This is a genomic window from Hydrogenophaga sp. (assembly GCF_051858985.1).
Classification (GTDB): domain Bacteria; phylum Pseudomonadota; class Gammaproteobacteria; order Burkholderiales; family Burkholderiaceae_C; genus Hydrogenophaga.
Genome location: NZ_JBHYGM010000003.1, coordinates 143353 through 165754, shown reverse-complemented (window position 1 = coordinate 165754; position 22402 = coordinate 143353). Strand labels below are relative to the sequence as shown.

Annotated in this window: 20 protein-coding genes; 12 read left to right on the top strand and 8 right to left on the bottom strand. The window is 69.1% G+C overall.

Translation table 11 applies throughout. The features are described 5' to 3' along the window. Nucleotides 1–3 precede the first annotated feature (3 nt). Genes ACTIEY_RS13220 through ACTIEY_RS13185 form a run of 8 tightly spaced genes read right to left on the bottom strand, consistent with a single transcriptional unit; the run spans nt 4 to nt 9989 of the window. A complete protein-coding gene (locus tag ACTIEY_RS13220) occupies nt 4–1920 on the bottom strand; it encodes a biotin carboxylase N-terminal domain-containing protein (protein ID WP_439519599.1) in 1917 nt (638 codons plus the stop codon). Then, the gene (locus ACTIEY_RS13215) at nt 1917–2714 is read right to left on the bottom strand and encodes an enoyl-CoA hydratase/isomerase family protein (protein WP_439519598.1); all 798 of its coding nucleotides are present in this window, start codon (nt 2712–2714) and stop codon (nt 1917–1919) included. The genes ACTIEY_RS13220 and ACTIEY_RS13215 overlap by 4 nt, the downstream gene beginning before the upstream one ends. Then, complete coding sequence (locus ACTIEY_RS13210) at nt 2711–3883, bottom strand: acyl-CoA dehydrogenase family protein (RefSeq protein ID WP_439519597.1); 1173 nt, start codon at nt 3881–3883, stop codon at nt 2711–2713. The genes ACTIEY_RS13215 and ACTIEY_RS13210 overlap by 4 nt, the downstream gene beginning before the upstream one ends. A gap of 19 nt (nt 3884–3902) precedes the next feature. Beyond that, complete coding sequence (locus tag ACTIEY_RS13205; protein ID WP_439519596.1) at nt 3903–5549, bottom strand: acyl-CoA carboxylase subunit beta; 1647 nt, start codon at nt 5547–5549, stop codon at nt 3903–3905. Between the two features lie 9 nt (nt 5550–5558). Next, entirely contained in the window at nt 5559–6455 is an 897-nt protein-coding gene (locus tag ACTIEY_RS13200; protein ID WP_439519595.1) for an SDR family oxidoreductase, read from the bottom strand. Further along, complete coding sequence (locus ACTIEY_RS13195) at nt 6452–7126, bottom strand: TetR/AcrR family transcriptional regulator (RefSeq protein WP_439519594.1); 675 nt, start codon at nt 7124–7126, stop codon at nt 6452–6454. Before ACTIEY_RS13195 ends, ACTIEY_RS13200 begins: the two co-directional genes overlap by 4 nt. A 27-nt stretch (nt 7127–7153) precedes the next feature. Next, on the bottom strand, nt 7154–8350 hold the full coding sequence (locus tag ACTIEY_RS13190) for a glycosyltransferase (RefSeq protein ID WP_439519593.1): 1197 nt from the start codon (nt 8348–8350) through the stop codon (nt 7154–7156). A 49-nt stretch (nt 8351–8399) separates the two neighbouring features. Then, on the bottom strand, nt 8400–9989 hold the full coding sequence (locus ACTIEY_RS13185) for a methyl-accepting chemotaxis protein (RefSeq protein ID WP_439519592.1): 1590 nt from the start codon (nt 9987–9989) through the stop codon (nt 8400–8402). A gap of 129 nt (nt 9990–10118) precedes the next feature. Here ACTIEY_RS13185 and atzF point away from each other — a divergent pair, with 129 nt between their 5' ends. From atzF to ACTIEY_RS13125, 12 genes are all read left to right on the top strand, one after another. Continuing rightward, nucleotides 10119–11846, top strand: coding sequence for an allophanate hydrolase (gene atzF, locus ACTIEY_RS13180; protein ID WP_439519591.1), 1728 nt, complete (start codon nt 10119–10121; stop codon nt 11844–11846). Nucleotides 11847–11888: 42 nt separating this feature from the next. Continuing rightward, nucleotides 11889–12908 carry an ABC transporter substrate-binding protein gene (locus ACTIEY_RS13175; RefSeq protein ID WP_439519590.1) on the top strand — a complete coding sequence of 340 codons (1020 nt, stop codon included), beginning with the start codon at nt 11889–11891 and terminating at the stop codon, nt 12906–12908. Between the two features lie 5 nt (nt 12909–12913). Next, nucleotides 12914–13756, top strand: coding sequence for an ABC transporter permease (locus ACTIEY_RS13170; RefSeq protein WP_439519589.1), 843 nt, complete (start codon nt 12914–12916; stop codon nt 13754–13756). Beyond that, on the top strand, nt 13753–14577 hold the full coding sequence (locus tag ACTIEY_RS13165; protein WP_439519588.1) for an ABC transporter ATP-binding protein: 825 nt from the start codon (nt 13753–13755) through the stop codon (nt 14575–14577). The genes ACTIEY_RS13170 and ACTIEY_RS13165 overlap by 4 nt, the downstream gene beginning before the upstream one ends. After that, nucleotides 14574–14780 (top strand): DUF4089 domain-containing protein, encoded by a 207-nt coding sequence (locus ACTIEY_RS13160; RefSeq protein ID WP_439519587.1) that lies wholly within the window; start codon nt 14574–14576, stop codon nt 14778–14780. The genes ACTIEY_RS13165 and ACTIEY_RS13160 overlap by 4 nt, the downstream gene beginning before the upstream one ends. Nucleotide 14781: 1 nt before the next feature. Next, nucleotides 14782–16176 (top strand): AtzE family amidohydrolase, encoded by a 1395-nt coding sequence (locus ACTIEY_RS13155; RefSeq protein ID WP_439519586.1) that lies wholly within the window; start codon nt 14782–14784, stop codon nt 16174–16176. Between the two features lie 85 nt (nt 16177–16261). Further along, entirely contained in the window at nt 16262–16639 is a 378-nt protein-coding gene (gene hpxZ / locus ACTIEY_RS13150; protein WP_439519585.1) for an oxalurate catabolism protein HpxZ, read from the top strand. Between the two features lie 49 nt (nt 16640–16688). After that, nucleotides 16689–17798: a BMP family ABC transporter substrate-binding protein gene (locus ACTIEY_RS13145; protein WP_439519584.1), complete on the top strand. Its 1110-nt coding sequence runs from the start codon at nt 16689–16691 to the stop codon at nt 17796–17798. A 195-nt stretch (nt 17799–17993) separates the two neighbouring features. Next, complete coding sequence (locus tag ACTIEY_RS13140; RefSeq protein ID WP_439519583.1) at nt 17994–19091, top strand: ABC transporter permease; 1098 nt, start codon at nt 17994–17996, stop codon at nt 19089–19091. Continuing rightward, nucleotides 19088–20008 carry an ABC transporter permease gene (locus ACTIEY_RS13135; protein WP_439519582.1) on the top strand — a complete coding sequence of 307 codons (921 nt, stop codon included), beginning with the start codon at nt 19088–19090 and terminating at the stop codon, nt 20006–20008. The genes ACTIEY_RS13140 and ACTIEY_RS13135 overlap by 4 nt, the downstream gene beginning before the upstream one ends. A gap of 132 nt (nt 20009–20140) precedes the next feature. Further along, nucleotides 20141–20830, top strand: a complete 690-nt coding sequence (gene biuH, locus ACTIEY_RS13130) for a biuret amidohydrolase (protein WP_439519581.1) — start codon at nt 20141–20143, stop codon at nt 20828–20830. Beyond that, the gene (locus ACTIEY_RS13125) at nt 20827–22401 is read left to right on the top strand and encodes an ABC transporter ATP-binding protein (protein ID WP_439519580.1); all 1575 of its coding nucleotides are present in this window, start codon (nt 20827–20829) and stop codon (nt 22399–22401) included. Before biuH ends, ACTIEY_RS13125 begins: the two co-directional genes overlap by 4 nt. Nucleotide 22402 lies beyond the last annotated feature (1 nt).

The following is a 22402-nucleotide window of genomic DNA, read 5'->3' as shown; positions in this document are numbered from 1 at the left end:
CAGTCAGGCGGAAAAGGTCACCAGCAGCTGGCCGGGCGCCACCTGTTGACCGATGTGGACCGAGACGCCCTCCACCGTGAGGTCGCGCGGGGCGGCCAGGGTGTGTTCGAGCTTCATGGATTCGATCACGAGCAGCGGCGCGCCCTTGGCCAGGGCCGAGCCGGCTTGCGCGTGCACGGCGATGAGCTTGCCGTTGAACGGGGCGCGCAGTTCGCGCGCGGCGCTGGCGCCACCCGCGCGCTCGCGCGGTGCCAGGCTGAGGTCGGTGAGTTCCAGGGTGTGCGCACCCGCCTGCACCTGCCAGCGCCCACCGCCCAGCGGCGCGGCAGCCACAGGCCAGGCCACGCCGTCGATGAGCACGCGGCCCGGCGCCAGGCTGGCCTGCGCGCTGCGCTCGTCCAGCGTCACGCTCAAGGTGCCTTGGCCGGTTTCGCGCACCAGCGGTTCCAGCACCGCGTCGCCGTGCTGCCAGCGCAGCGCGCGCGCAAACGGGCACGGCAGGGCCTGCGCCGGTGCTTGCGGGAAGAACGCCGCCACCAGCACCGCGGCCAGCAGCGCATCGGCCGGTGGCTGCAGCGATTCGCGGATGCCGTCGCCGTGTTCAGCGAGGAAGGGGATCAGCGCCTCACCCGCGCCAAACACCGGGTGGCGCAGGCAGGCCGCCAGAAACGCGCGGTTGGTGGGCAGCCCGAGCAGTTGGGTGCTGTCCAGCGCGTGGGCCAGGCGCTCGATGGCCTGGGCGCGCGTGGGCGCGTGGGCAATCAGCTTGCCGAGCATGGCGTCGTAATGCGGGGTGACTTCGCTGCCGGTCTCCAGCGCGTGGTCGAAGCGCAGACCGCCGGACAGAGCCGGTTCGGCGAAGTGCAGCACGCGGCCGGTGTGCGGCGTGAAGCGGTCGTCTTCCGCGCACAGGCGCACCTCGATGGCGTGGCCGCTGAGCTGCACCTGCGACTGCGTGAGCGGCAGTGGTTCACCGCGCGCGACGCGAATCTGCCATTCAACCAGGTCGAGTCCAGTGAGCGCTTCGGTCACAGGATGCTCCACCTGCAGGCGGGTGTTCATCTCCATCAGATAAAACGCTTCGCCCTCCAGCAAGAATTCCACCGTGCCCGCACCCACATAGCCCGCCGCCTGCGCCAGGGCCACGGCGCAGCGGCCCAGTTCTTCGCGCAATTCAGGCGACACGGCCGGGCTGGGGGATTCCTCGATGATCTTCTGGTGGCGGCGCTGCACCGAGCAGTCCCGCTCGCCCAGGTGCACGCAGTGGCCGTGCGCGTCGGCGAACACCTGCACCTCCACGTGCCGTGGACGCAGCAGCGCGCGCTCGATCAGCAGGTCGCCATTGGCAAAACCCGCCAGCGCTTCGGAGCGCGCGCTCTGCAGGGCCGGCTTGAGTTGGGCGGCTTCGGTCACCAGCCGCATGCCGCGACCGCCGCCACCGGCCACCGCCTTCACCATCAGCGGGAAGCCGACGCGCTCGGCCTCGGCGATGAAGGTTTCCTCGCGCTGGTCGCTGCCGAAATAGCCCGGCAGACAGGGCACGCCGTGCGACTCGGCCAGCGCCTTGGCGGCGGACTTGCTGCCGAGTGCGCGGATGGCCGCAGGGGGCGGGCCGACCCAGATGAGGCCGGCGTCGATCACCGCCTGCGCGAAGTCGGCGTTCTCGCTGAGGAAGCCGTAGCCGGGGTGCACGGCATCGCCGCCGGTGGCGCGCGCGGCGGCCAGCAGGCGGTCCACGCGAAGGTAGGAATCGGCCGAGCTGCTGCCGCCCAGCGCAAACGCGGTGGTGGCCTCGCGCACGTGCAGCGCGTGGGCATCTGGCGCCGAGTACACCGCCACGGTGTCGATGCCCATGGCGTGAGCGGTGCGGATGACGCGGCGCGCGATTTCACCGCGGTTGGCGATCAGCAGGCGTTTCACGACTTTGGGGCCCAGGGTGGGGGCTGCTTTTTCGCGAAAGCGGTCAGTCCGGCGGGGGCCTCGGGGCCCCGCAGCGCATCGGCGAAGGCGATGGCGGCCTCGTCGCGCAGGTCGGCCACTTCATCGCGCAGCAACTGCAGCAGCCGCTTGGAACTGGCCATGGCGCCGGGCGCGGTGCGCAGCATTTCGGTGAGGCGGGCCCGCAGGGCGGTGCCCAGTGCGCCGTCGGCCACGAGTTCGTCCACCAGGCCGAGCGCCCTGGCCTCTTCACCCGAATAGCTGCGCCCCTGCAGAAGGCACTGGCGGGCCTTGGCGTCGCCCAGGCGCTGCCACACGAAGGGCGCGATCTGGGCCGGCGGCAGGCCGAGCGTGACCTCGGGCGTGGCGAACACCGAACGCTCGGTGGCGATGACGTGGTCCGCACAGCAGAGCAGACCGAAGCCGCCGCCCATGGCCGGCCCGTCCACCGCGCACACCAGCATCTGCGGCAGCGCGCACAGCGCATGCAGCACGTCGCCGAAGCGGCGGTTCACGGGGATCAGGGGGTCGGACTCGCCCGGCTGCAGCGGCTGGCCGATGGCGCTGGCAAAGGCGCCCAGGCTGCCGCCGGCACTGAATGCGCCCGCCGCGCCGGTGAGCACGACCACGCGCAGGGCGGTGTCCTTCTGCGCGCGCAGCGTCGCCTCGTACAGGCCGACCACCATGGGCTCGCTGAGGGCATTGCGGGTGCCGGGGTCGTGGAGCGTCCAGCGCTCGACGCCGCCGTCGCGTTCGATCTGAAAGACTTCGTTCATCGGGCAGGCCTCTTCGCAATGCCCATGATCTTGGAGAGGATGCCCAGCATCACCTCGTCGGCACCGCCGCCGATCGAGGCGAGCCGGCCGTCGCGGTACATGCGCGAGACCTTGTTCTCCAGCGTGAAGCCCATGCCGCCCCAGAACTGCAGGCAGGTGTCGGGCACGGTGCGGTTCAGGCGCCCGGCCTTGAGCTTGGCCATGGTGGCCCATTCGGTCACGTCTTCGCCGGCGATGTAATGCTCGCACGCCTGGTAGGTGAGCGCGCGCAGGGCTTCCACCTCGGTCTTGAGTTCGGCCAGCTTGAACTGCACCCACTGCTGGTCGGACAGGCTGGCGCCGAACAGCTTGCGCTCCTGCGCCCACTCCACGGTCCATTCGATGCAGTTGGTGAGGCTCTGCAGCGTGCTCGCCGCGCACCACAGGCGCTCTTCCTGGAACTGCTGCATCTGGTAGATGAAGCCCGCACCCTCCTGGCCAATGCGGTAGCGCTGGGGCACGCGCACCTCGTCGAAATAGATCAGGCCTGTGTCGCTGCTGTGCATGCCGATCTTGCGGATCTTCTTGCCGACTTCGAAGCCCTTGACGGTCTTGCCGTTCTCGCGCAGGGGCACCATCACCAGGCTCTTGTTCTTGTGCTGCGGACCTTCGCTGGTGTTCACCAGCAGGCAGATCCAGTCGGCCTGCAGGCTGTTGGTGATCCACATCTTCTGGCCGCTGATGACGTAGTCGTCGCCGTCCTTGCGGGCGTAGGTCTTGATGGCCGCCACGTCGCTGCCGGCACCGGGTTCGCTCACGCCGATGGCGCCGACGGTGTCGCCCTGAATGGCAGGAGCCAGGAACTGCGCCTTCAGTTCATCGCTGCCGAAGCGCGCGAGCGCGGGCGTGGCCATGTCGGTCTGCACGCCAATGGCCATGGGCACGCCGCCGCAATGGATGTGGCCCAGCGTCTCGGCCATGGCCATGCCGTAGGAGTAGTCCAGACCCGCGCCACCCTGGGCTTCGGGCTTGGTCAGGCCCAGCAGGCCGAGCTGGCCCAGGCCCTTGAACACGTCGTGCGCAGGAAAGATCTCGGCCGCCTCCCACTCGTCCACATGGGGATTGATCTGTTCGTCGATGAAGCGCTTGAGCGTCTTCTGGATCTCGCGGTGTTCGTGGGTGAACTGCATGGGGTCGTCTCCTGTGGGTCTACATGCGCGCCACGCCGAACTGCATGGGTCGCAAGGTTTTTTCATTAGCTTCGGCCACGGTGTCGAGGCAGAAGGTGAGCACGGCGCGCGTGTCGCGCGGGTCGATCACGCCGTCGTCGAGCACCAGGCCACTCGTGTGGAACGCGTCGGCCTGGGTCTCGAACACGTTCACGATGTGGTCGAACTGGGCCTGCATCTGCACCGGGTCGGGCGTGATGCCTTTGCGCGCCATGCCGGCTTCGGCCACGATCTGCATCGTGCGCGCGGCCTGCTCGCCGCCCATCACCGCCGTTTTTGCCTGAGGCCAGCTGAAGAGAAAACGCGGCTCGTAGCCGCGTCCGCACATGCCGTAGTTGCCCGCGCCGAACGACGCGCCGCACTGGATGGTGATCTGCGGCACGGTGGCGTTGGTCACCGCCTGGATCATCTTGCTGCCGTGCTTGATCATGCCGCCCTGCTCGCTCTCCTTGCCCACCATGTAGCCGGTGGTGTTCTGCAGGTAGATCAGCGGGTGGCCGAGCTGGCACATCCACTGGATGAAGTGCGTGGCCTTGTTGGCGCCGGCCACGTCGATGGGGCCGTTGTTGCTGACGATGCCCACCGCGTGGCCGCCGATGCGGGCCTGCACGCACAGCGTGGCGGCGCCGTAGAGCGCCTTGAACTCGAGCAGCTCGGCGCCATCGACGATGCGGGCCATGACTTCGCGCATGTCCACCGGCTCGCGGTGGTGCGGGGGCATGAGGGCAAGCAGGTCGTCCGCATCCGACGCAGGTTTCGCGATACCCGTTCGCCCTGAGCCTGTCGAAGGGCTCTCAAAGGCTTCGACAGGCTCAGCCCGAACGGTGGGCCGCAACTGCGCCATGATGCGCCGCGCAATCCCCAGCGCCTGCCGGTCGTCCTCCGCCAGGTACTCGCCCAACCCGGACACACCGGTGTGCATCTCCGCCCCGCCCAGCTCTTCTTCGGTGGCCACCTCACCGGTGGCCGCCATCAACAACGGCGGCCCGGCCAGAAAGGCCCGCGAGCGACCGCGCACCATGATGACCACGTCGCTCAGGCCGGGCATGTAGGCACCGCCGGCCGTGCCCGAGCCGTGCTGCACGGTGATCACCGGGATGCCGGCGGCGGAGAGGCGCGCCAGGTTGCGGAACAGCGAGCCGCCGTGCACGAAGCCTTCCACCTGGTATCTGGTGAGGTTGGCGCCGGCGCTTTCCACCAGGTGCACGAAAGGCAGCTTGTTCTGCAGGGCGATCTCCTGCACACGCAGGATCTTCTCCAGCCCGCGCGGCTGGATGGCGCCGGCCTCGATGCCCGAGTCGCTGGCCACCACCATGCAGCGCACACCGGCAATGAAGCCCATGCCGGCCACGATGCCGCCGCCAGGCACGGATTTCTCCGGGTCTTTCGTGTCCTGCAGGAAGCCGGCCAGCGAACACAGCGGCACATAGGGCGCGCCGGGGTCCAGCAGCAGGGCCACGCGCTCGCGCGGCAACAACTGGCCGCGCTTGTCGAACACCGGTTTCGACCTTGCCGAGGCCTGGGCGGCGCGGTCTTCGAGCGCGCGCAACTGCGCAATGCGCGCGAGCATCGCTTCGCGGCGCTGCAGGGCCTGCGGGCTCTGCGGGTTGAAGCTCGATTCAAACATGGTGCCGCTTCAGGACTGGAACACCTTGGGCGTCACATACCGGTGAAACCCGTCGAAGGGCTTAACGGCGTCGCGCGCCTGCACGTCCACCGGTGCCGCCACCTGGCCCCAGCCCATGCGCACCTGTGGGCGCGCGCCGTCCACGCGCAGCACCGTGCCGCTGACGAAGCTGGCCGCGGGCGAGAGCAGGTAGACGATGGCAGCCGAGGTTTCGGCTTCGTTGCCGAAGCGGCCGGCCGGCACGGTTTCGCGCATCTCGCGCAGCATGGAGCCGGCCTCCGGGGGATAGTGGTCCATGCCGCTGGAGGCGATGTAGCCCGGCGCCACCGCGTTCACGCGCACGCCGCTCTTGGCCCATTCCATGGCGGCTGTCTCGGTGAAGCTCACCATGCCGGCGCGCGCGGCGCCGCTGTGGCCCATGCCGGGCATGGAGCCCCAGATGTCGGCAATGATGTTGACCACCGCGCCGCCTTGGGCCTGCATGCTCTGCACATAACATTCGCGCGCCATCAGGAAGCCGCCGGTGAGGTTGGTGTCGATCACCGCCTGCCAGCCTTTGGCGCTGATGTTCTCCAGCGGCGAGATGTACTGGCCACCGGCGTTGTTGACCAGCGCGTCGATGCGGCCGTGCGCGCCGACGATGGCGGTGACCACGGTGCGCACGGTGTCTTCCTGGCGGATGTCGCAGGCGTGGAAGCTCGCGCGCCCGCCGTCGGCCACGATCTCGCCGGCCACGTCCTGCAGCTTGGCGAGGTTGCGCCCGATCAGCACCACGTGCGCGCCCAGGCTGGCGAGTTCGTGCGCGGTGCAGCGCCCAATGCCCGAGCCGCCGCCGGTGACCACCACCACACGGCCGGCGAAGAGGCCCGGTGCGAACGCCGAGCGGTAGGTGTTCCCGTGGCTCATCGGGGCTCCTTCAGGAAAAGTTGCAGGGCGGAGGTGGTGAGCTCGTCGAGCGATGCCCGACCGCGCGACCGGGCGCTGCGGCCCGAGGGCGGCACGTACCACTGGGCCGACCAGTTCAGCGCACCGAAGATCATGAGCCGCGCGAGCGCCGGATCGGCTGCGAGCCGGCCCTGGTCGTGCAGGGCCTTGAGCACCGGCGACCAGGCGGCCTCGTACTCGTCTTTCAGCCGGTTCACCTCGCCGCGCTGCGCCACGTCGATCGAGCGCCATTCGTACAGCATGACGGGAATGAAGTCGCTGTCGGGACCGAGCAGCACGTCGAAATGGTTGCGCACCAGCGCGTGCAGGCGATCACGCGCCGGGGCGTCGACCGCGAGCAGCGCCAGCGCCGCGTTCTGGCGGCGCAAGGCGCCCTGCATGCCTTCGAGCATCACCGCGGCCAGCAGCGCCTCTTTGCTTTCGAAGTGGTAGAAGGGCGAGCCCGAGCGCATGCCCACGGCGGCGGCGATGTCGCGCGTGGTGGTGGCGGCAAAGCCCTGCTGGCGGAACAGGCGCGCAGCGCCTTCGATCAACTCGCGGCGCCGGTTGCCGTCATCGCGCTCATCGACGGTCTTGCGCGGGCGGCCACGCGCGCGGCGCGGCGTCTCGAGGTCGGGTGTCTCCAGGTTCATGGAGCGCACCTTAGCAGTGGCGCCTATTTATGGCAAGCGTGTGCTTTGTAAAAATAACCCTGCACTGTCGCCTTCTGGACCGGGCGAGGCGGGCAGCTGGTCCGCCTGGTTCAGGATGCGCTCCAGGATGTGCGGCACCTCGAACAGTGCGCGGTTGTTGACCCGCCTCACGCGCTGGCGATAGCCTTCCAGGTCGGCCAGCAGGTCGGCCACGGCGCGGTCGATGGTGCGAAAGCTGCGGTGCACGATGCCCAGTCGGTGTTCGCGCACCCACTGGGCGTTGTAGCGCTCCTGCGGCATGGTCCAGGCGTTGTCGGTCACGATCACCGGCAGGCCCATCTGCACCGCCTCGCTCAGGCTGCCGGGGCCGGGCTTGCCGATGAAGAAGTCGGCGCACTGCATGAGGCGCGGCACATCGGCGCAGAAGCCGACCACATGGCGTGGCGCACCGGCGGGCAGTTCCTGCACGCGCCGGGCCAGCGCGGCGTTGTGCCCGCAGACGAAGATGAGTTGCGTGGTGGCGCACAGGCGTTCGGCAATGCCGAGCATGGCGCGCGAGCCGTGGCCGCCGAACATCACCAGGCCGGTGGGCCGCGCGGGATCGAGGCCCAGTTCGGCCAGTGCCTGCGCACGGTCTGCGGCGTGGCGCGGCAGGTAGAACTCGGGCCGCACGAGCATGCCGGTGGTGGCGTGCACGCGGCTGGCATCGTGACCCATGGCGAGCGCCTGCACCACCGCACGCGGCGTGCCGCAGATGAAATGCTGCGGCAGGTCGCGCTCGATCCAGAAGGCGGGCGGGAAATCGGCCAGGTCGGTCAGCAGCGTGGCGTAGGGCACGCCGGGCAGGGCGCTGGCCAGGCTGTCGAACATGGCGCGGTTGAAGTTGGGCACCAGCGACACCACCAGGTCGGGCTCGGTGCGCAGCCAGTGCTGCTGGAGCTGCTTCACCAGCATGGGGTGGCCCAGGCGGATCAGCCCCTGCAGGAGCTTGAGCTCCTGCGCCATGCCGATGGTCCAGCCGCGCGCCAGGCGGCGGTTGTACCAGTCTTCCGGGGCTTTGCCGGTCACGGCGCGAAAGCGCTGGCGCGGGTCCAGCACCTCGAACAGGTTCACCAGCCGCACCTGCCAGGGCCATTCCTGGGCGGCGAGCACGGCCTGCAGGGCGAGCGCCGAAGCGCGGTGACCGCCCCCGGCGTTGAAGTAGATGAGGTCGACGGTCTTCATGCGCCGATTGGATCGGCGCTTTGTGTCAGGACCGTGGCGGGGCCGGTGCTCAGGCGAACTGCAGGCGCCCGGTGCTGGCCGCGCCGTCGATGCGGAACACCGACACGGCCTGCGCCAGCACGCGGGCCTGTTCCTGCAGGCTGGTGGCCGCGGCGGAGGTCTGCTCCACCAGCGCAGCGTTCTGCTGGGTCATGTGGTCGAGCTGCGAAACCGCGACGTTGATCTGCGCCACGCCGTCGGCCTGTTCGGCACTGGTGGCCATGATCTCGCCCACGATGCCGCTCACGCGCTGCGCGTTGGCCACCACTTCGTTGATGGTGCCGCCCGCTTCCTGCACCAGGCGCGTCCCGCCGTCCACCTGGGCGTTGGAATCCTGGATGAGCTGCTTGATTTCCTTGGCCGCCTGCGCGCTGCGCTGTGCGAGGTTGCGCACTTCGCCCGCCACCACCGCAAAGCCGCGGCCCTGCTCGCCCGCACGGGCGGCTTCCACCGCCGCGTTCAGCGCCAGGATGTTGGTCTGGAAGGCGATGCCGTCGATGACGCCGATGATCTCGCCGATGCGGCTGCTGCCGCGCTGGATGTCGGCCATGGTCTGCACCACCTGGCCCACCACCTCGCCGCCGTGCCGCGCCACCTCGGCCGACTCGCCCGCGAGCTGGTTGGCCTGGCGGGCCGAGCCGCTGGACTGCTGCACGGAGGTGGTCATTTCTTCCATGCTGGCGGCGGTTTCCTCCAGGCTGCTGGCGGCCTGCTCGGTGCGCATCGACAGGTCCTGCGCGCCTTTGGCCACCTCGGTGCTGGCGATGGCGATCTGGTCGGACGCCGTGCGCACGCTGCCCAGCACCTCGCGCAGTCGCTGGGCCATGCCGTCGAGCGAGCGCAGCACGCGTTGCGGTTCGCTGTTGCCCTCGGCCTGCAGGTGCAGCGCCATGTTGCCGGCGGCCATCTGCTCCACCGCCTGCAGCGCGGCCTGGCTGCTGCCCACCAGCCCGCGGGTGATCAGCAGCCCCATCCAGATCAGCAGCAGCAAGGCGCCGGTGCCGAGCGCGGCCACCCAGCCCATGGCGCTCTTCGTGCCGGCCACCAGGCTTTCGTGGTCGCGCTGCGCGGCGGCGGCTTCGTGCTGGAGGAGCTGGTCCACGGCCTGCTCCAGCTTCAGCAACAGCGGCCGGCAGAGTTCCATGATCATGGCGGCCGCCTTCTGCGAATCGCCGCTGGCGGCCACGCCCGTGATGGTGAGGGCCACCGGGCCGTATTCGGCTTCGGCAGCCACTACGGCGGCCACCAGCGCGCGTTCTTTCGGGTCGGCGTGGTCGCCCAGAAGACCCTGGAGTTCCTTCACGGCGGCCTGGGTCGCGGCGTGGGCTTGACGGATGCGCGCCAGCTCGGCGTCGCGGTCGGCCGGCGTGGTGGCCAGCGTGAGGTTGCGCGCTGCCACGGCCCGGGCGCCCACCGCCTGGATGAGCTGGTTGCCCACGCGCTGGCGCGGGGTGTTCACGTCGTTGCCGGCCTGGGCAATGGCCGCGCTGCGCTGAAGCCCCCAGGCGCCCACCGCCGCCACCGAGACCAGGAACAGCGCCGCCACGGTCAGCAGGACCGAGAGCTGGGTGCGAATGGGCGTGCGGGACAGATGAAGCATGTGACCTCCAGGTGACTGTTTCGTGAATATCGACGGCGAAATGAGCGGCCTTGAGCGCCGGCTGTCGGGCGGCGGATGGCTGGCATTCAACTTGCATGTGTTCTTGTATCCAAGATGGAATGCTTGAACATGGTGCAAGAAACAACCCTCCCCCACCGGGCGACGCCGCTGGCGCCGCAGGCGTGGATCCACCACCCGGACCGCCCCATGCCCGGGGCGGCCACCGGTGCGCTGGCCGGCCTGAGCTTCGCCGTGAAGGACAACATCGACGTGGCGGGTTGGCCGACAACCGCCGCCTGTCCGGCGTTCGCCTACACACCCGATACCCACGCCAGCGTGGTGCGCCGTTTGCTCGAAGCTGGTGCATCCGTCACCGGCAAGACCAACCTGGACCAGTTCGCCTGCGGCCTGAGCGGCACACGCTCGCCGTATGGCGCGGTGCCCAACGCCATCAACCCGCTGTATGTGTCGGGCGGCTCCAGCTCAGGGTCGGCCTACGTGGTGGCCACGGGGCAGGTGGACTTTGCCCTGGGCACCGACACCGCCGGTTCGGGCCGGGTGCCGGCCGGGCTCAACAACATCGTGGGCCTCAAGCCTTCGCGCGGGCTCGTCAGCGCACGCGGCGTGGTGCCGGCGGCGCAGGCGGTGGATTGCGTGTCCATCTTTGCCACCACGGTGGCGCGTGCGGTGCGCGTCCTGGCGGCCGCCCTCGGCCACGACCCGGCCGATCCGTATTCGCGCCCGCTGGCCCTGGCCACCGCACCGCTGGGCGCGCGGTTCCGCTTTGGGGTGCCCGCCGAGCTGGCGTTCTTCGGCGACGAGGCCGCGCGCCTCGCCTTCGACGGCGCGCTGGCGCAACTGCAGGCAATGGGTGGCGAAGCGGTGGCGCTGGACTTCGCGCCGCTCTCCGAGTGCGCCGACATGCTGTACGGCAGCGCGCTGGTGGCGCAGCGGCACGAGGCCGTGCGCGACTTCTTCGACGCGCACGAAGCCGAGGTGATCGAGCCCGTGCGAAGCATCATTGCCTCTGGCCGGGCCTACAGCGCGAGCGACCTGGTGGCCGCGCAGACCCGGCTGGCCGAGCTGGGCCAGCAGGCGCAGGCGCTGTGGCAGGGCATCGACCTGCTGGTGGTGCCCACCACGCCCACACACCACACCATCGCGCGCATGCAGGCCGACCCGGTGGTGCTCAACCGCCAGCTCGGCGCCTACACCAACTTCGTCAACCTGCTGGACTACGCCGCGCTCTCGGTGCCGGCCAGCATCCGGCCCGACGGCCTGCCCTTCGGCATCACGCTCATTGGCCGCTGCGGCTCCGACTGGCAGCTCGCCGATCTGGGCCAGCGTTTTCACCACGCCACCGGCCTCACCCAGGGCGCCACCGGTCTGCCGCTCCCGGCGCCTGAACCGGTGCCTGGCCTGGCGGACCCGAACAGCCCGGCGGCCACGGTGCGGGTGGCGGTGGTGGGTGCGCACCTCTCGGGCATGCCCCTGAACGGCCAGCTCACCGAACGTGGTGCCAGCCTGGCCGCGCGCACCCACACCGCGGCGCACTACCGCCTGTACGCCCTGCCCCGCACTACGCCGCCCAAGCCCGGCCTGCTGCGCGTGGCGCCCGGCGAGGGCGATCGCATCGAGGTGGAACTGTGGGACATGCCGCTGGCGCACTACGGCAGCTTTGTCGCGCTGGTGCCGCAGCCGCTGTCCATCGGCACGCTGACGCTGGCCGACGGCAGCACCGTGCAGGGCTTCCTGTGCGAGCCGCTGGCGCTCGCTGGCGCGACCGACATCACCCACCTGGGCGGCTGGCGCGCGTACATCGCGTCGCTCGCCCCCGCGCCCGTGGCCACCACCTGAGCCTTCTTCGTTCTTCTCTTCCGTCAACCTGCAGGAGCCCCCATGAGAACCTTTCAAGCCCCCTTGCCTTCCCCCGTCGACGCGCGCCGCCGCCGCGTGCTGCAGATCGGCGTCGCCGGTGCAGCGCTGGGTGTGCTGGGCACGCCAGGCGTGTTGCGCGCACAGACCGGTCCGAAGATCCGCATCGGCTACTGGCCGATTGCCGCCGGCCTGCCGTTCTACTCGGCCATCGAACTCGGCTATTTCAAGGAAGCCGGGCTCGACGTGGAGCCGCTCAAGTTCGCGGGCGCGCAACAGGTGATGGAGGCGGTGCTCTCGGGCCGCGCCGACGGCACCGCCAACGGCACCGGCTCGGCCAACATCGCCATCGGCGAGATTGCGCAACCCGGCACGTTCAAGATCTTCTGCTCCAACCCGAGCAACGTGAAGAACGTGCTGGACGAGGTGATCGTGCCGGTGGCCAGCCCGGCCAAGGTGATGGCCGACCTGAAGGGCAAGCGGGTGGCTTCGGGCCCTGGCATCCAGAACGTGACGCTGGCCAAGACCGTGCTCGAGCGCGGCGGCGCGGTGGGTGCGACGGTGGTGGAACTGCCCATCGGCCAGCACGTGGCCGCACTCGCGGCCGGCCAGGTCGACGGCGCCTACACGCTCGAACCCACGGGCACCATCGGCCGCATGAACGGCACCACCAAGGTGCTGGAAGCCGGCGTGATCGCACGCTACGTGCTGGGCGACCCGATGGCGCCGTGGTTCGGCGGCTCGGCCTCGCTGGCCTCGGACTTCATCAAGAAGAACCCGGACGCGGCGAAGAAGTTCGTCGCCGCGTACGGCAAGGGCGTGAACTACGTGCGCACCAAGTCGGTGGAGGCGCGGCAGTACCTGAAGGGCTACACCGCCATCGAAGGCGCACTCACCAGCGAGGTGCCGCTGGCTGCGTACACCATGTACAACGAGTTCACGCCGGCCGACGTGGCGCACTTCCAGAAGTTCTTCGACCTGTTCAGCGAGAAGGGCATCTTCAGCTCTCGCCTGGTGGTCGACACCATGCTCTACAAGGGCTGAACAGGATGGCTGCCACCACGCCCGCACCGGCCGAGGTCGCCGGCAAACCCTGGACACCACCGGCCGCCAACGCCGCGCCGGTGCTGCCGAAGAAGACCGACTGGGGCAAGGCCCTGCCCTTCGTGGGCCCGGTCGTGCTCTTCATCATCTGGGACCTCGCCGTGCGCACCGGCTTCATCAAGGCCATCCTGCTGCCGCCGCCGATCGACGCCCTCGGTGCGCTGCTGGGTGGTCTGGCGGGTGGCCCGCTGCTCGGCGATTTCGCGGTGACGGTGTGGCGCACGGTGCAGGCGTTCCTGATCGCCGCCATCGTCGGCATGCCGCTGGGTGTGCTGCTCGGCAGCAACGAGAAGGCCTACCGCAGCGTGGAGTTCCTGATCGACTTCTTCCGCTCCACGCCGTCCTCGGCGCTGATCCCGCTGTTCCTCATGATCTTCGGCGTGTCCGACATCAACAAGGTGGCGATTGCCGCGTTCGGCGCCCTGCTGATCGTGGTGTTCAACAGCGCGTACGGCGTGATCAACGCACGCAAGCAGCGCGTGATGGCGGCCAAGGTGATGGGAGCCACGCGCTGGCAGGTGTTCAAGGACGTCCTGGTGTGGGAGAGCCTGCAGCCGAGCTTCGTGGGTTTGCGCTCGGCCGTGTCCATGGCCCTGGTGATCGTGATCGTGGCCGAGATGTTCATCGGCGCCGACAGCGGCCTGGGCAACCGGATCATCAACTCGCAGCAGGTGATGAACGTGAAGGACATGTACGCGTCGATCCTGGCGGCGGGTGCGCTGGGCTATGCGCTCAATGTGTTGTTCCTTCTGATCGAAAGAAAAATCGTCCACTGGAGCGGAAGATGAACGCTGTCCTCAATGCCCCTGCCTTCGACGCCGACGTGCCTGCCCCCGAGTTCAAGCCCGGCCCCGCCGGCACGCACATCACCATCCGGGGCCTCACCAAGTATTTCGCGGGCTGGCCGTTGTACGAGAACTTCGACCTGGACATCCCCAAGCACAAGATCGTGTCGGTGTTCGGCCCCAACGGTTGCGGCAAGAGCACGCTGATCAACATGATCGCGGGGCTGGTGCCGATCGACAGCGGCGAGATCCTGTTCGACGGCAAGAGCCTGAAGGACACCAAGATCGGCTACGTGTTCCAGAACTACCGCGAAGCGATGTTCCCGTGGATGCGCACCATCGACAACATCGCCTACCCGCTCAAGCTCGAAGGCAAGAGCAAGGCCGAGGTGGACCGGCGCATGGCCGAGCTGGTGGCGTCATTCGATGTGAAGTTCGACCTGAACCGCTACCCCTACGAACTTTCGGGCGGGCAGCAGCAGACCGCGTCGATCATGCGGGCGCTGGCGCCCAACCCGGAGGTGCTGTTCCTGGACGAACCCTTCTCCGCGCTGGACTTCGAGATGACGCTGTTCATCCGCGAGAAGCTCCAGGAAGTCTTCATGCAGACCGGCACCACCATGATGCTGGTCTCGCACGATCTGGAAGAAGCGGTGTACCTGGCCGACCAGGTGCTGCTGCTGACCAAGCGGCCCACCCGGGTGGCTGAAATCCTGCCGTACAACGATGCGCGCCCGCGCACCACGGCCACGCTGTCGGAGGCGAGCTTCATCGAGGCGAAGAAGCGCAGCCTGGAGATCTTCCAGCGCGAGGTGCGGCGGTGAACGAAGCGCAGACCCTGGCCTACGTGCAGGCCGCCGCCGTGGCGGTGGGCCTGCCGCTGGACGACGCGCAGGCCGCTCGCGTGGCGACCCACCTGCAGCGCACCGCCGCCATGGCCGCGCTGCTGGATGCCTTTCCCCTGCAGGACGAGGACGAAGTGGTCGAGATCTTCTGCCCCGCCCCCTTCATTCCCGCCTCCACCTGACATGACCCTGCCCCTGAACCTCAGCCAGACCGCGCAGGCGGTGGCCTCCGGCCAGCAGAGCGCTGCCGACGTGCTGGAGACCTGCATCGCCCGCATCGAGGCCACCGACGCCCGCATCAACGCCTTCACCGGCACGCGCTTTGCGGCCGCCCGGGCGCAGGCAGCGCGGGTGGACGCGCAGCGCGCGCGCGGCGACACGCTGGGACCGCTGGCCGGCGTGCCGTTCGCGGTGAAGAACCTGTTCGACATCGAAGGCGAGGTCACGCTGGCCGGCTCCAGAGTGAACCGCGCGAACCCGCCCGCCACCGCCGACGCGGTGCTGGTGCAGCGCCTGCAGGCCGCTGGCGCGGTGCTGGTGGGTTCGCTCAACATGGACGAATACGCCTACGGCTTCACCACCGAAAACACGCACTACGGCCCCTGCCACAACCCGCACAAGCTGGGCCATGTGGCCGGCGGCTCGTCGGGCGGCTCGGGTGCGGCGGTGGCGGCCGGCCAGGTGCCCCTCACACTGGGCTCCGACACCAACGGTTCGATCCGCGTGCCGTCGTCCTTCTGCGGCGTGTGGGGCCTAAAGCCCACCTTCGGCCGGCTCTCGCGCCGCGGCACCTACCCCTTCGTCAACAGCATCGACCACCTGGGTCCGTTCGCTGACGACGTGGCCGGCCTGGCGCTGGCCTACGACGCGCTGCAGGGACCCGACCCGCTGGACCCCGGATGTTTTGCCACCAGCGTCCAGCCGGTCACGCGCTCGCTGGGCCTCGGTGCGCATGGCCTGCGCGTGGGCGTGCTGGGCGGCTGGTTCGCCGAGCTGGCCAGCCCGCCGGCGCAACAGGCCGTGGCGCGCGCCGCCTCGGCGCTGGGCGCCAGCGCCACCGTGGCGTGGCCCGACCCGGCGCAGGCGCGTGCCGCGGCCTTCATCACCAGCGCCAGCGAAGGCGGTGCGCTGCACCTGCAGAGCCTGCGCACACAGGCCGCCGACTTCGAGCCGCTGTCGGTGGACCGTTTCATCTCGGGCGCGCTGCAGCCCGCCGCCTGGTACCTGCGCGCGCAGCGTTTTCGCCGCGTCTACCGCGACAAGGTAAACGCCCTGTTCCGGGACTGGGACGTGCTGATCGCGCCCGCCACACCCGTGGCAGCCCCCGCCATCGGCACCGAGTGGATCGATATCAATGGCCAACCCTTTCCCTGCCGCCCGTCCATCGGCCTGCTCACGCAACCGATCTCGTTCGCCGGCTGCCCGGTGGTGGCCGCGCCGCTGTGGCCCTCAGGCACCGAAGGCCTGCCCATCGGCGTGCAGCTCATCGCCGCACCCTGGCGCGAAGACCTGGCGCTGCGCGCCGGCTGGGCGCTGTCGCAGGCGGGTGTGGCGCATGTGAAGGAGGCCAGCCTGTGAAGGCGCCGCAGGGCCGCCCCAAGGCGACTTCGGCCCCCCTGGGGGTCAGCGACCCACACGCCGTGGGGGAGCGTGGGGGTACACCATGATCGAAGTGAACATTCCCGATGTGCTGGCCGAGGTCACGGCCGCCTTCGAACGGTACGAAGTGGCGCTGGTCCGCAACGACGTGGCCGTGCTCGACGAGCTGTTCTGGGACAGCCCGCACACGCTGCGCTACGGCGCCACCGAGAACCTGTACGGCATCGACGAGATCCGCGCCTTTCGCGCCGCCAGGCCATCGGCAGGCCTGGCGCGAACGCTCGGCAGGACGGTCATCACCACCTACGGCCGCGCCTTCGCCACCGCCAACACCGAATTCCACCGCACCGGCAGCGACCGCACGGGCCGTCAGAGCCAGACCTGGATGCTGACCCCCGAGGGCTGGCGCGTGGTCGCGGCGCACGTGAGTTTTCTCGCCTGATCTTTCCCAGCCACCACCTTCCACCCCACCCCGTCCTGGAGCTTTCACCATGAACTTCCAACTGCCCAATCGCCGCGATTCCCTCAAGACCCTGGCCGCACTCGGCGCGGCCGCCAGCAGCCCGCTGGCCTTCGCGCAAGCCAAGCCCATCACCGTGGGCGTGATCTACGTCGGCCCGCGCGACGACTACGGCTACAACCAGGCCCAGGCCGAGGCCGCCGCCCAGCTCAAGAAGATGGCCGGCGTGAAGGTGGTGGAGGAGGAGAACGTGCCCGAGACCGCGGCGGTGCAGCGCACCATGACCGGCATGATCGCGCAGGACGGCGCCTCGCTCGTGTTTCCGACATCGTTCGGCTACTTCGACCCGCACATGCTGGCGGTGGCAGCGAAGTTTCCCGAGGCGCGCTTTGCCCACTGCGGCGGCATGTGGACCGAGGGCAAGCACCCGAAGAACACCGCGAGCTTCTTTGGCTACATCGACGAATGCCAGTACCTCAACGGCGTGATCGCCGGCCACATGAGCAAGAGCGGCAAGATCGGCTTCGTGGCGGCCAAGCCGATCCCGCAGGTGCTGCGCAACATCAACGCCTTCACCATGGGCGCGCGCTCGGTCAAGCCCGGCATCACCACCAACGTGATCTTCACGGGCGACTGGTCGATGCCGGTCAAGGAAGCCGAAGCCACCAACAGCATGGCCGACCAGGGCGTGGACGTGTTCACCATGCACGTGGACGGCCCCAAGGTGATCGTGGAGACCGCCGCCAAGCGCGGCAAGATGGTCTGCGGCTACCACGCCAGCCAGGCCAAGCTGGCCCCACAGGCCTACCTGACCGGCGCCGAATGGAACTGGCTCACCGCCTACACCGCCTTCCTGGAGGCGGCACGCAGCGGCAAGCCGCACCCCAACTTCGTGCGCGGCGGCCTGAAAGACGGCTTCGTGAAGCCATCGGCCTACGGACCGGCGGTGACCGATGCGGCAAAGAAGCAGGCCGACGGCATCAAGGCGCAGATGATGGCCGGCAGCTTCGACATCTTCAAGGGCCCGCTCAAGGACAACAAGGGCGCGACCGTGATCCCGGCCGGCAAGGCATTCAAGCAGACCGACCTGGAACTGGAAAAGATGAACTACCTGGTGGAAGGCGTGAACGGGAGTGTGTGAAATGAGCACCGCATGCGCCAACTCCGTTCGCACTGAGCCAGTCGAAGGGCCTGAGCCCCTCTTCCCAGTTCGGCCTGAGCGCCGCTTCGCCGTTCGGCCTGAGCTTGTCGAAGGCTTTTTGCGATGCGGGCATGGATGGGCTTCGACAGGCTCAGCCCGAACGGGTGTGGATTCAGCTTGAACAGACCCGTGACCATGCGAGACATCCTCCTCCCCATCGGTGCCATCCTGGCGGCCCTCTTGCTGTTCGGACTCTTCGTCTCGTTCGCGGGCGTGAATCCGGTGGAGGTCTGGACGCTGCTCTTCAAGGGCGCGTTCGGCGACTGGTACTCGTGGCAGAACACGCTGCAGCGCGCCGCGCCGCTGATGTTGACCGCGCTGTGCGTGGCGATCCCCGCGCGCGCCGGGCTCACGGTCATCGGTGGCGAGGGTGCGCTGGTGCTGGGTGGGCTGGCCTGCGCCGCGCTCGCGCACGCGGTGCCGCTGCCGGCCAATTCGCTGGGCACGTTGGCCGTGTGCATCGTCGGGGCCGTGGCGGGTGGGCTGTGGATCGCACTGGCGGGCTGGCTGCGGCAGGTGCGGGGCATCAACGAGACCATCAGCAGCCTGTTGCTGGCCTATGTGGCCATCGGCCTGTTCAAGCACATCGTCGAAGGCCCGCTGCGCGATCCGGCCAGCCTGAACAAGCCGTCCACGCCCGCGCTGGACGAAGGCCTCCTCATCACCGGCATGGCCGGATCCGACGTGCACTGGGGCCTGGTGATCGGCATCGTGGTGTGCCTGGTGGCGGGCCTGTGGCTGCGGCTCACGCCCTCGGGGTTCGCCGTGAGCGTGGTGGGCGGCAACCCGCGCGCGGCACAGCTGGTGGGGCTGCCGGCCACGCGCCTCATCCTCGTGGCCTGCGCGCTCGGCGGTGCGGCCGCCGGCCTGGCCGGTGCCATCGAGGTGGCGGCCGTTCACACCAGCGCCAACGCCGCGCTCATCGCGGGCTATGGCTATGCGGGCATCCTGGTCTCGTTCATCGCGCGGCACCACCCGGTGGCGGTGATCCCGGTGGCCATCCTCTTTGGCGGCTTTGGCGCCGCGGGCAGCCTGCTGCAGCGCCGCCTGGGCCTGCCGGATGCGTCGGTCCTGCTGCTGCAGGGCATTGCCTTCGTGCTCATCCTGGCCAGCGAAGCACTGCGTGACCGCGACTGGAAAGCCTTCTTCGATCGCTTCGTCCGCTTCGGACCGTCCGAACCGGTGCCCATCGTGATGCCCTCGACCGAACCCGCGGGAGATGAACGCAAATGACATCGGACCAGCTGCTGATCTTCCTCGCCGGCATTGTCGGCGGCGCGTTGCGCGTGGGCGTGCCGTTCCTGTTCGTGAGCCTGGGCGAATGCCTCACCGAGAAATCGGGCCGCATCAACCTCGGGCTTGAAGGCGTGCTGGTGCTCTCGGCCATGACGGCCTTCGGCGCTTCCTACCTCAGCGGTTCGCCGTGGATCGGCGTGCTGGCGGGCGGGATCTCGGGTGCGCTGCTGGCCGCGCTGCATGGCGTGCTGTGCTCGCTGCCGCGCGTGAACGACATCGCCACCGGCATTGCGCTGATGCTGCTCGGCATGGGGCTGGCGTTCTACCTCGGCAAGCCGCTGATCCAGCCCCAGGCACCGCAACTGCCGGCCATTGCGCTGGGCAACTGGAGCGACTCGGCCGCCGTGCGTTCGGCGCTCCAGGTGAACGCGTTGCTGCCGATCGGCCTGGCGCTGGCGGGTGCCATGTGGTGGGCGTTCGCCAACACGCGCGCCGGCCTGCTGGTGCGCATGGCGGGTGACTCGGCCAACGCCACGCGCGCGCTGGGCTACTCGGTGTCGGGCATCCGCATGGCGGCCACCGCCGCCGGCGGCTTGATTGCGGGCCTGGGTGGGGCCTCGCTCACGCTGTTCTATCCGGGGAGCTGGAACGAGGGCATCTCCAGCGGGCAGGGCCTGATCGCCGTGGCGCTGGTGATCTTCGCGCGCTGGAGTCCCCTGCGCTGCGTGGGCGCGGCGTTGCTGTTCGGCGGCGCGGGTGCCTTCGGCCCGGCGCTGCAGTCGGTGGGCATCGGCTGGGGCTACCACCTCTTCAACATCGTGCCCTACGTGCTCACGCTGCTGATCCTGGTGATCACCTGCCGCCCGGGCGTGATCGTGCCCGGCAGTCCCACAGAACTCTCTTCCAATCGCTGACATGAACACCTGTCCGTTCAGGCTGAGCCTGTCGAAGCCCTTCCGGGCCAACTCCGCGAGAACCCTGTACTCCGATCGTCCTGAGCCGGTGGAAGGACAAGCTCAGGGCGAACGGTACTGAAGGAAACCGACATGGAACGCTTCATCGACGCCCACCCCTACCCCTGGCCGTTCAACGGCGACCTGCGTCCCGAGAACACCGCGCTGATCGTGATCGACATGCAGACCGACTTCTGCGGCGTGGGTGGCTACGTGGACAAGATGGGCTACGACATCTCGCTCACGCGCGCACCGATCGCGCCACTCAGGTTGCTGATGGCGGCGATGCGCGAGGCGGGCTACCACCTGATCCACACGCGCGAGGGCCACCGGCCCGACCTCTCAGACCTGCCGGCCAACAAGCGCTGGCGTTCGCGCCAGATCGGCACCGAAGGCGTGGGTATCGGCGACGACGGGCCCTGCGGGCGCATCCTGGTGCGCGGCGAACCCGGCTGGGAAATCATTCCGGAACTGGCGCCCCTGCCGGGTGAGGCCGTCATCGACAAGCCGGGCAAGGGCTCGTTCTACGCCACCGACCTCGAACTGCTGCTGCGCACGCGCGGCATCACCAACCTCATCCTCGCCGGCATCACCACCGACGTGTGCGTGCACACCACCATGCGCGACGCCAACGACCGCGGCTTCGAATGCCTACTGCTCTCGGACTGCACCGCCGCCACCGACAAGGGCAACCACGAGGCCGCGCTGAAGATGATCACCATGCAGGGCGGCGTGTTCGGCGCGCATGCCACGTCCACCGCGCTCATGGAGGCCATCGAATGAACGAAGCCCATCCCATCGGCGCCCTGCCGCCGCCCACCGGCGCGCTGGGGCTGGACACCTACCACATGAGCATGCGTTTCGGCAGCTTCACCGCGCTCGACCAGGTGAGCATGAAGGTGTGGCCCGGCACGGTGCACGCGCTGCTGGGCGAGAACGGTGCAGGCAAGAGCACGCTGGTGAAGTGCGTGGCCGGATTCCAGCGGCCCAGCGCAGGGAGCATCCTGATCGACGGGCGCGAGCAGACCATTCCCAACCCGGTGGTGGCGCGCAGCCTGGGCATCGGCATGGTCTACCAGCACTTCACGCTGGCCCCGGGCATGACGGTGGCGGAGAACCTGCTGCTCGCAGGCGGCCAGGCGCCGGCCGTGATCGACTGGAAACAGAAGCGCGCCGACCTGGCGCAGTTCCTCGAGACCACGCCTTTCAAGCTCGACCTGGATGCGCGACCGCAGGAACTGGCCGCGGGCGAGAAACAGAAGCTGGAACTGCTCAAGCAGCTCTACCTCAAGCCACGCCTGCTGATCCTGGACGAACCCACCTCGGTGCTCACACCGCAGGAAGCGGACGAGGTGCTGGGCCATGTGCGCCAGTTCGCGCGCAGCGGGCTGTGCACCGTGCTCATCATCACCCACAAGTTCCGCGAGGTGATGACCTACGCCGACGACGTGACGGTGCTGCGCCGGGGCAAGGCGGTGCACCACTGCGCCGTGCCCGACACCACCCCGGCGCTGCTGGCGAATGCGATGGTGGGCGAATCGGGCGCGGCGGCGCCGGAACGCGCCACCGCAGCGGTGGTGGCGGCGGCCGCGAGCGCGACGGCGCCGGGCATCGCTTCACTGGAGGTGAAAGACCTGGACGTGATGGGCGACCGGGGCACGCTCGCCGTTCGCGGGCTCAGCCTGTCGGTGGCAGGCGGCGAGATCCTGGGCATTGCAGGCGTCTCCGGCAACGGTCAGCGCGAACTGGTGGAAGCGCTGGTGGGCCAGCGGCTGCGCGCGTCCGGCGCGGTGTCGGTGCGCGGAGAACCTTACGCGGCCCGGCGCGAGGAGAACCACCGGCTCAAGGTTCGCAGCCTGCCGGAAGAGCCCTTGCGCAACGCCTGCGTGGGGGACCTCTCCGTGGCGCAGAACATGGCGTTGCGCGATTTCGACCAGCCGCCGCTGTGCGTGGGCGGACGCCTGCGCTTTGGCCAGTGGCGCAGCCGTGCGCGCGAATGGATCGCCAGCTACGGCATCAAGACCCAGGGCGAAGGCGCGCCCATTCGCAGCCTGTCGGGCGGCAACGTGCAGCGTGCGGTGCTGGCGCGCGAACTGCATGGCGACATCGATGTGCTGATCGCCGCCAACCCGGTGTTCGGCCTGGACTTTGCGGCGGTCAAGGAGATCCACACCCGGCTGCGCGGTGTGCGCGACCAGGGTGGCGCCGTGCTGCTGATCAGCGAGGACCTGGACGAACTGCTGGAACTGGCCGATCGCATCGTCGTGATGAGCGAAGGCCGCGTGGTGTTCGAAACCCCCGGCGCGAAGGCCGACCGACAGATTCTCGGCGCCCACATGGGCGGAGGACATTGAG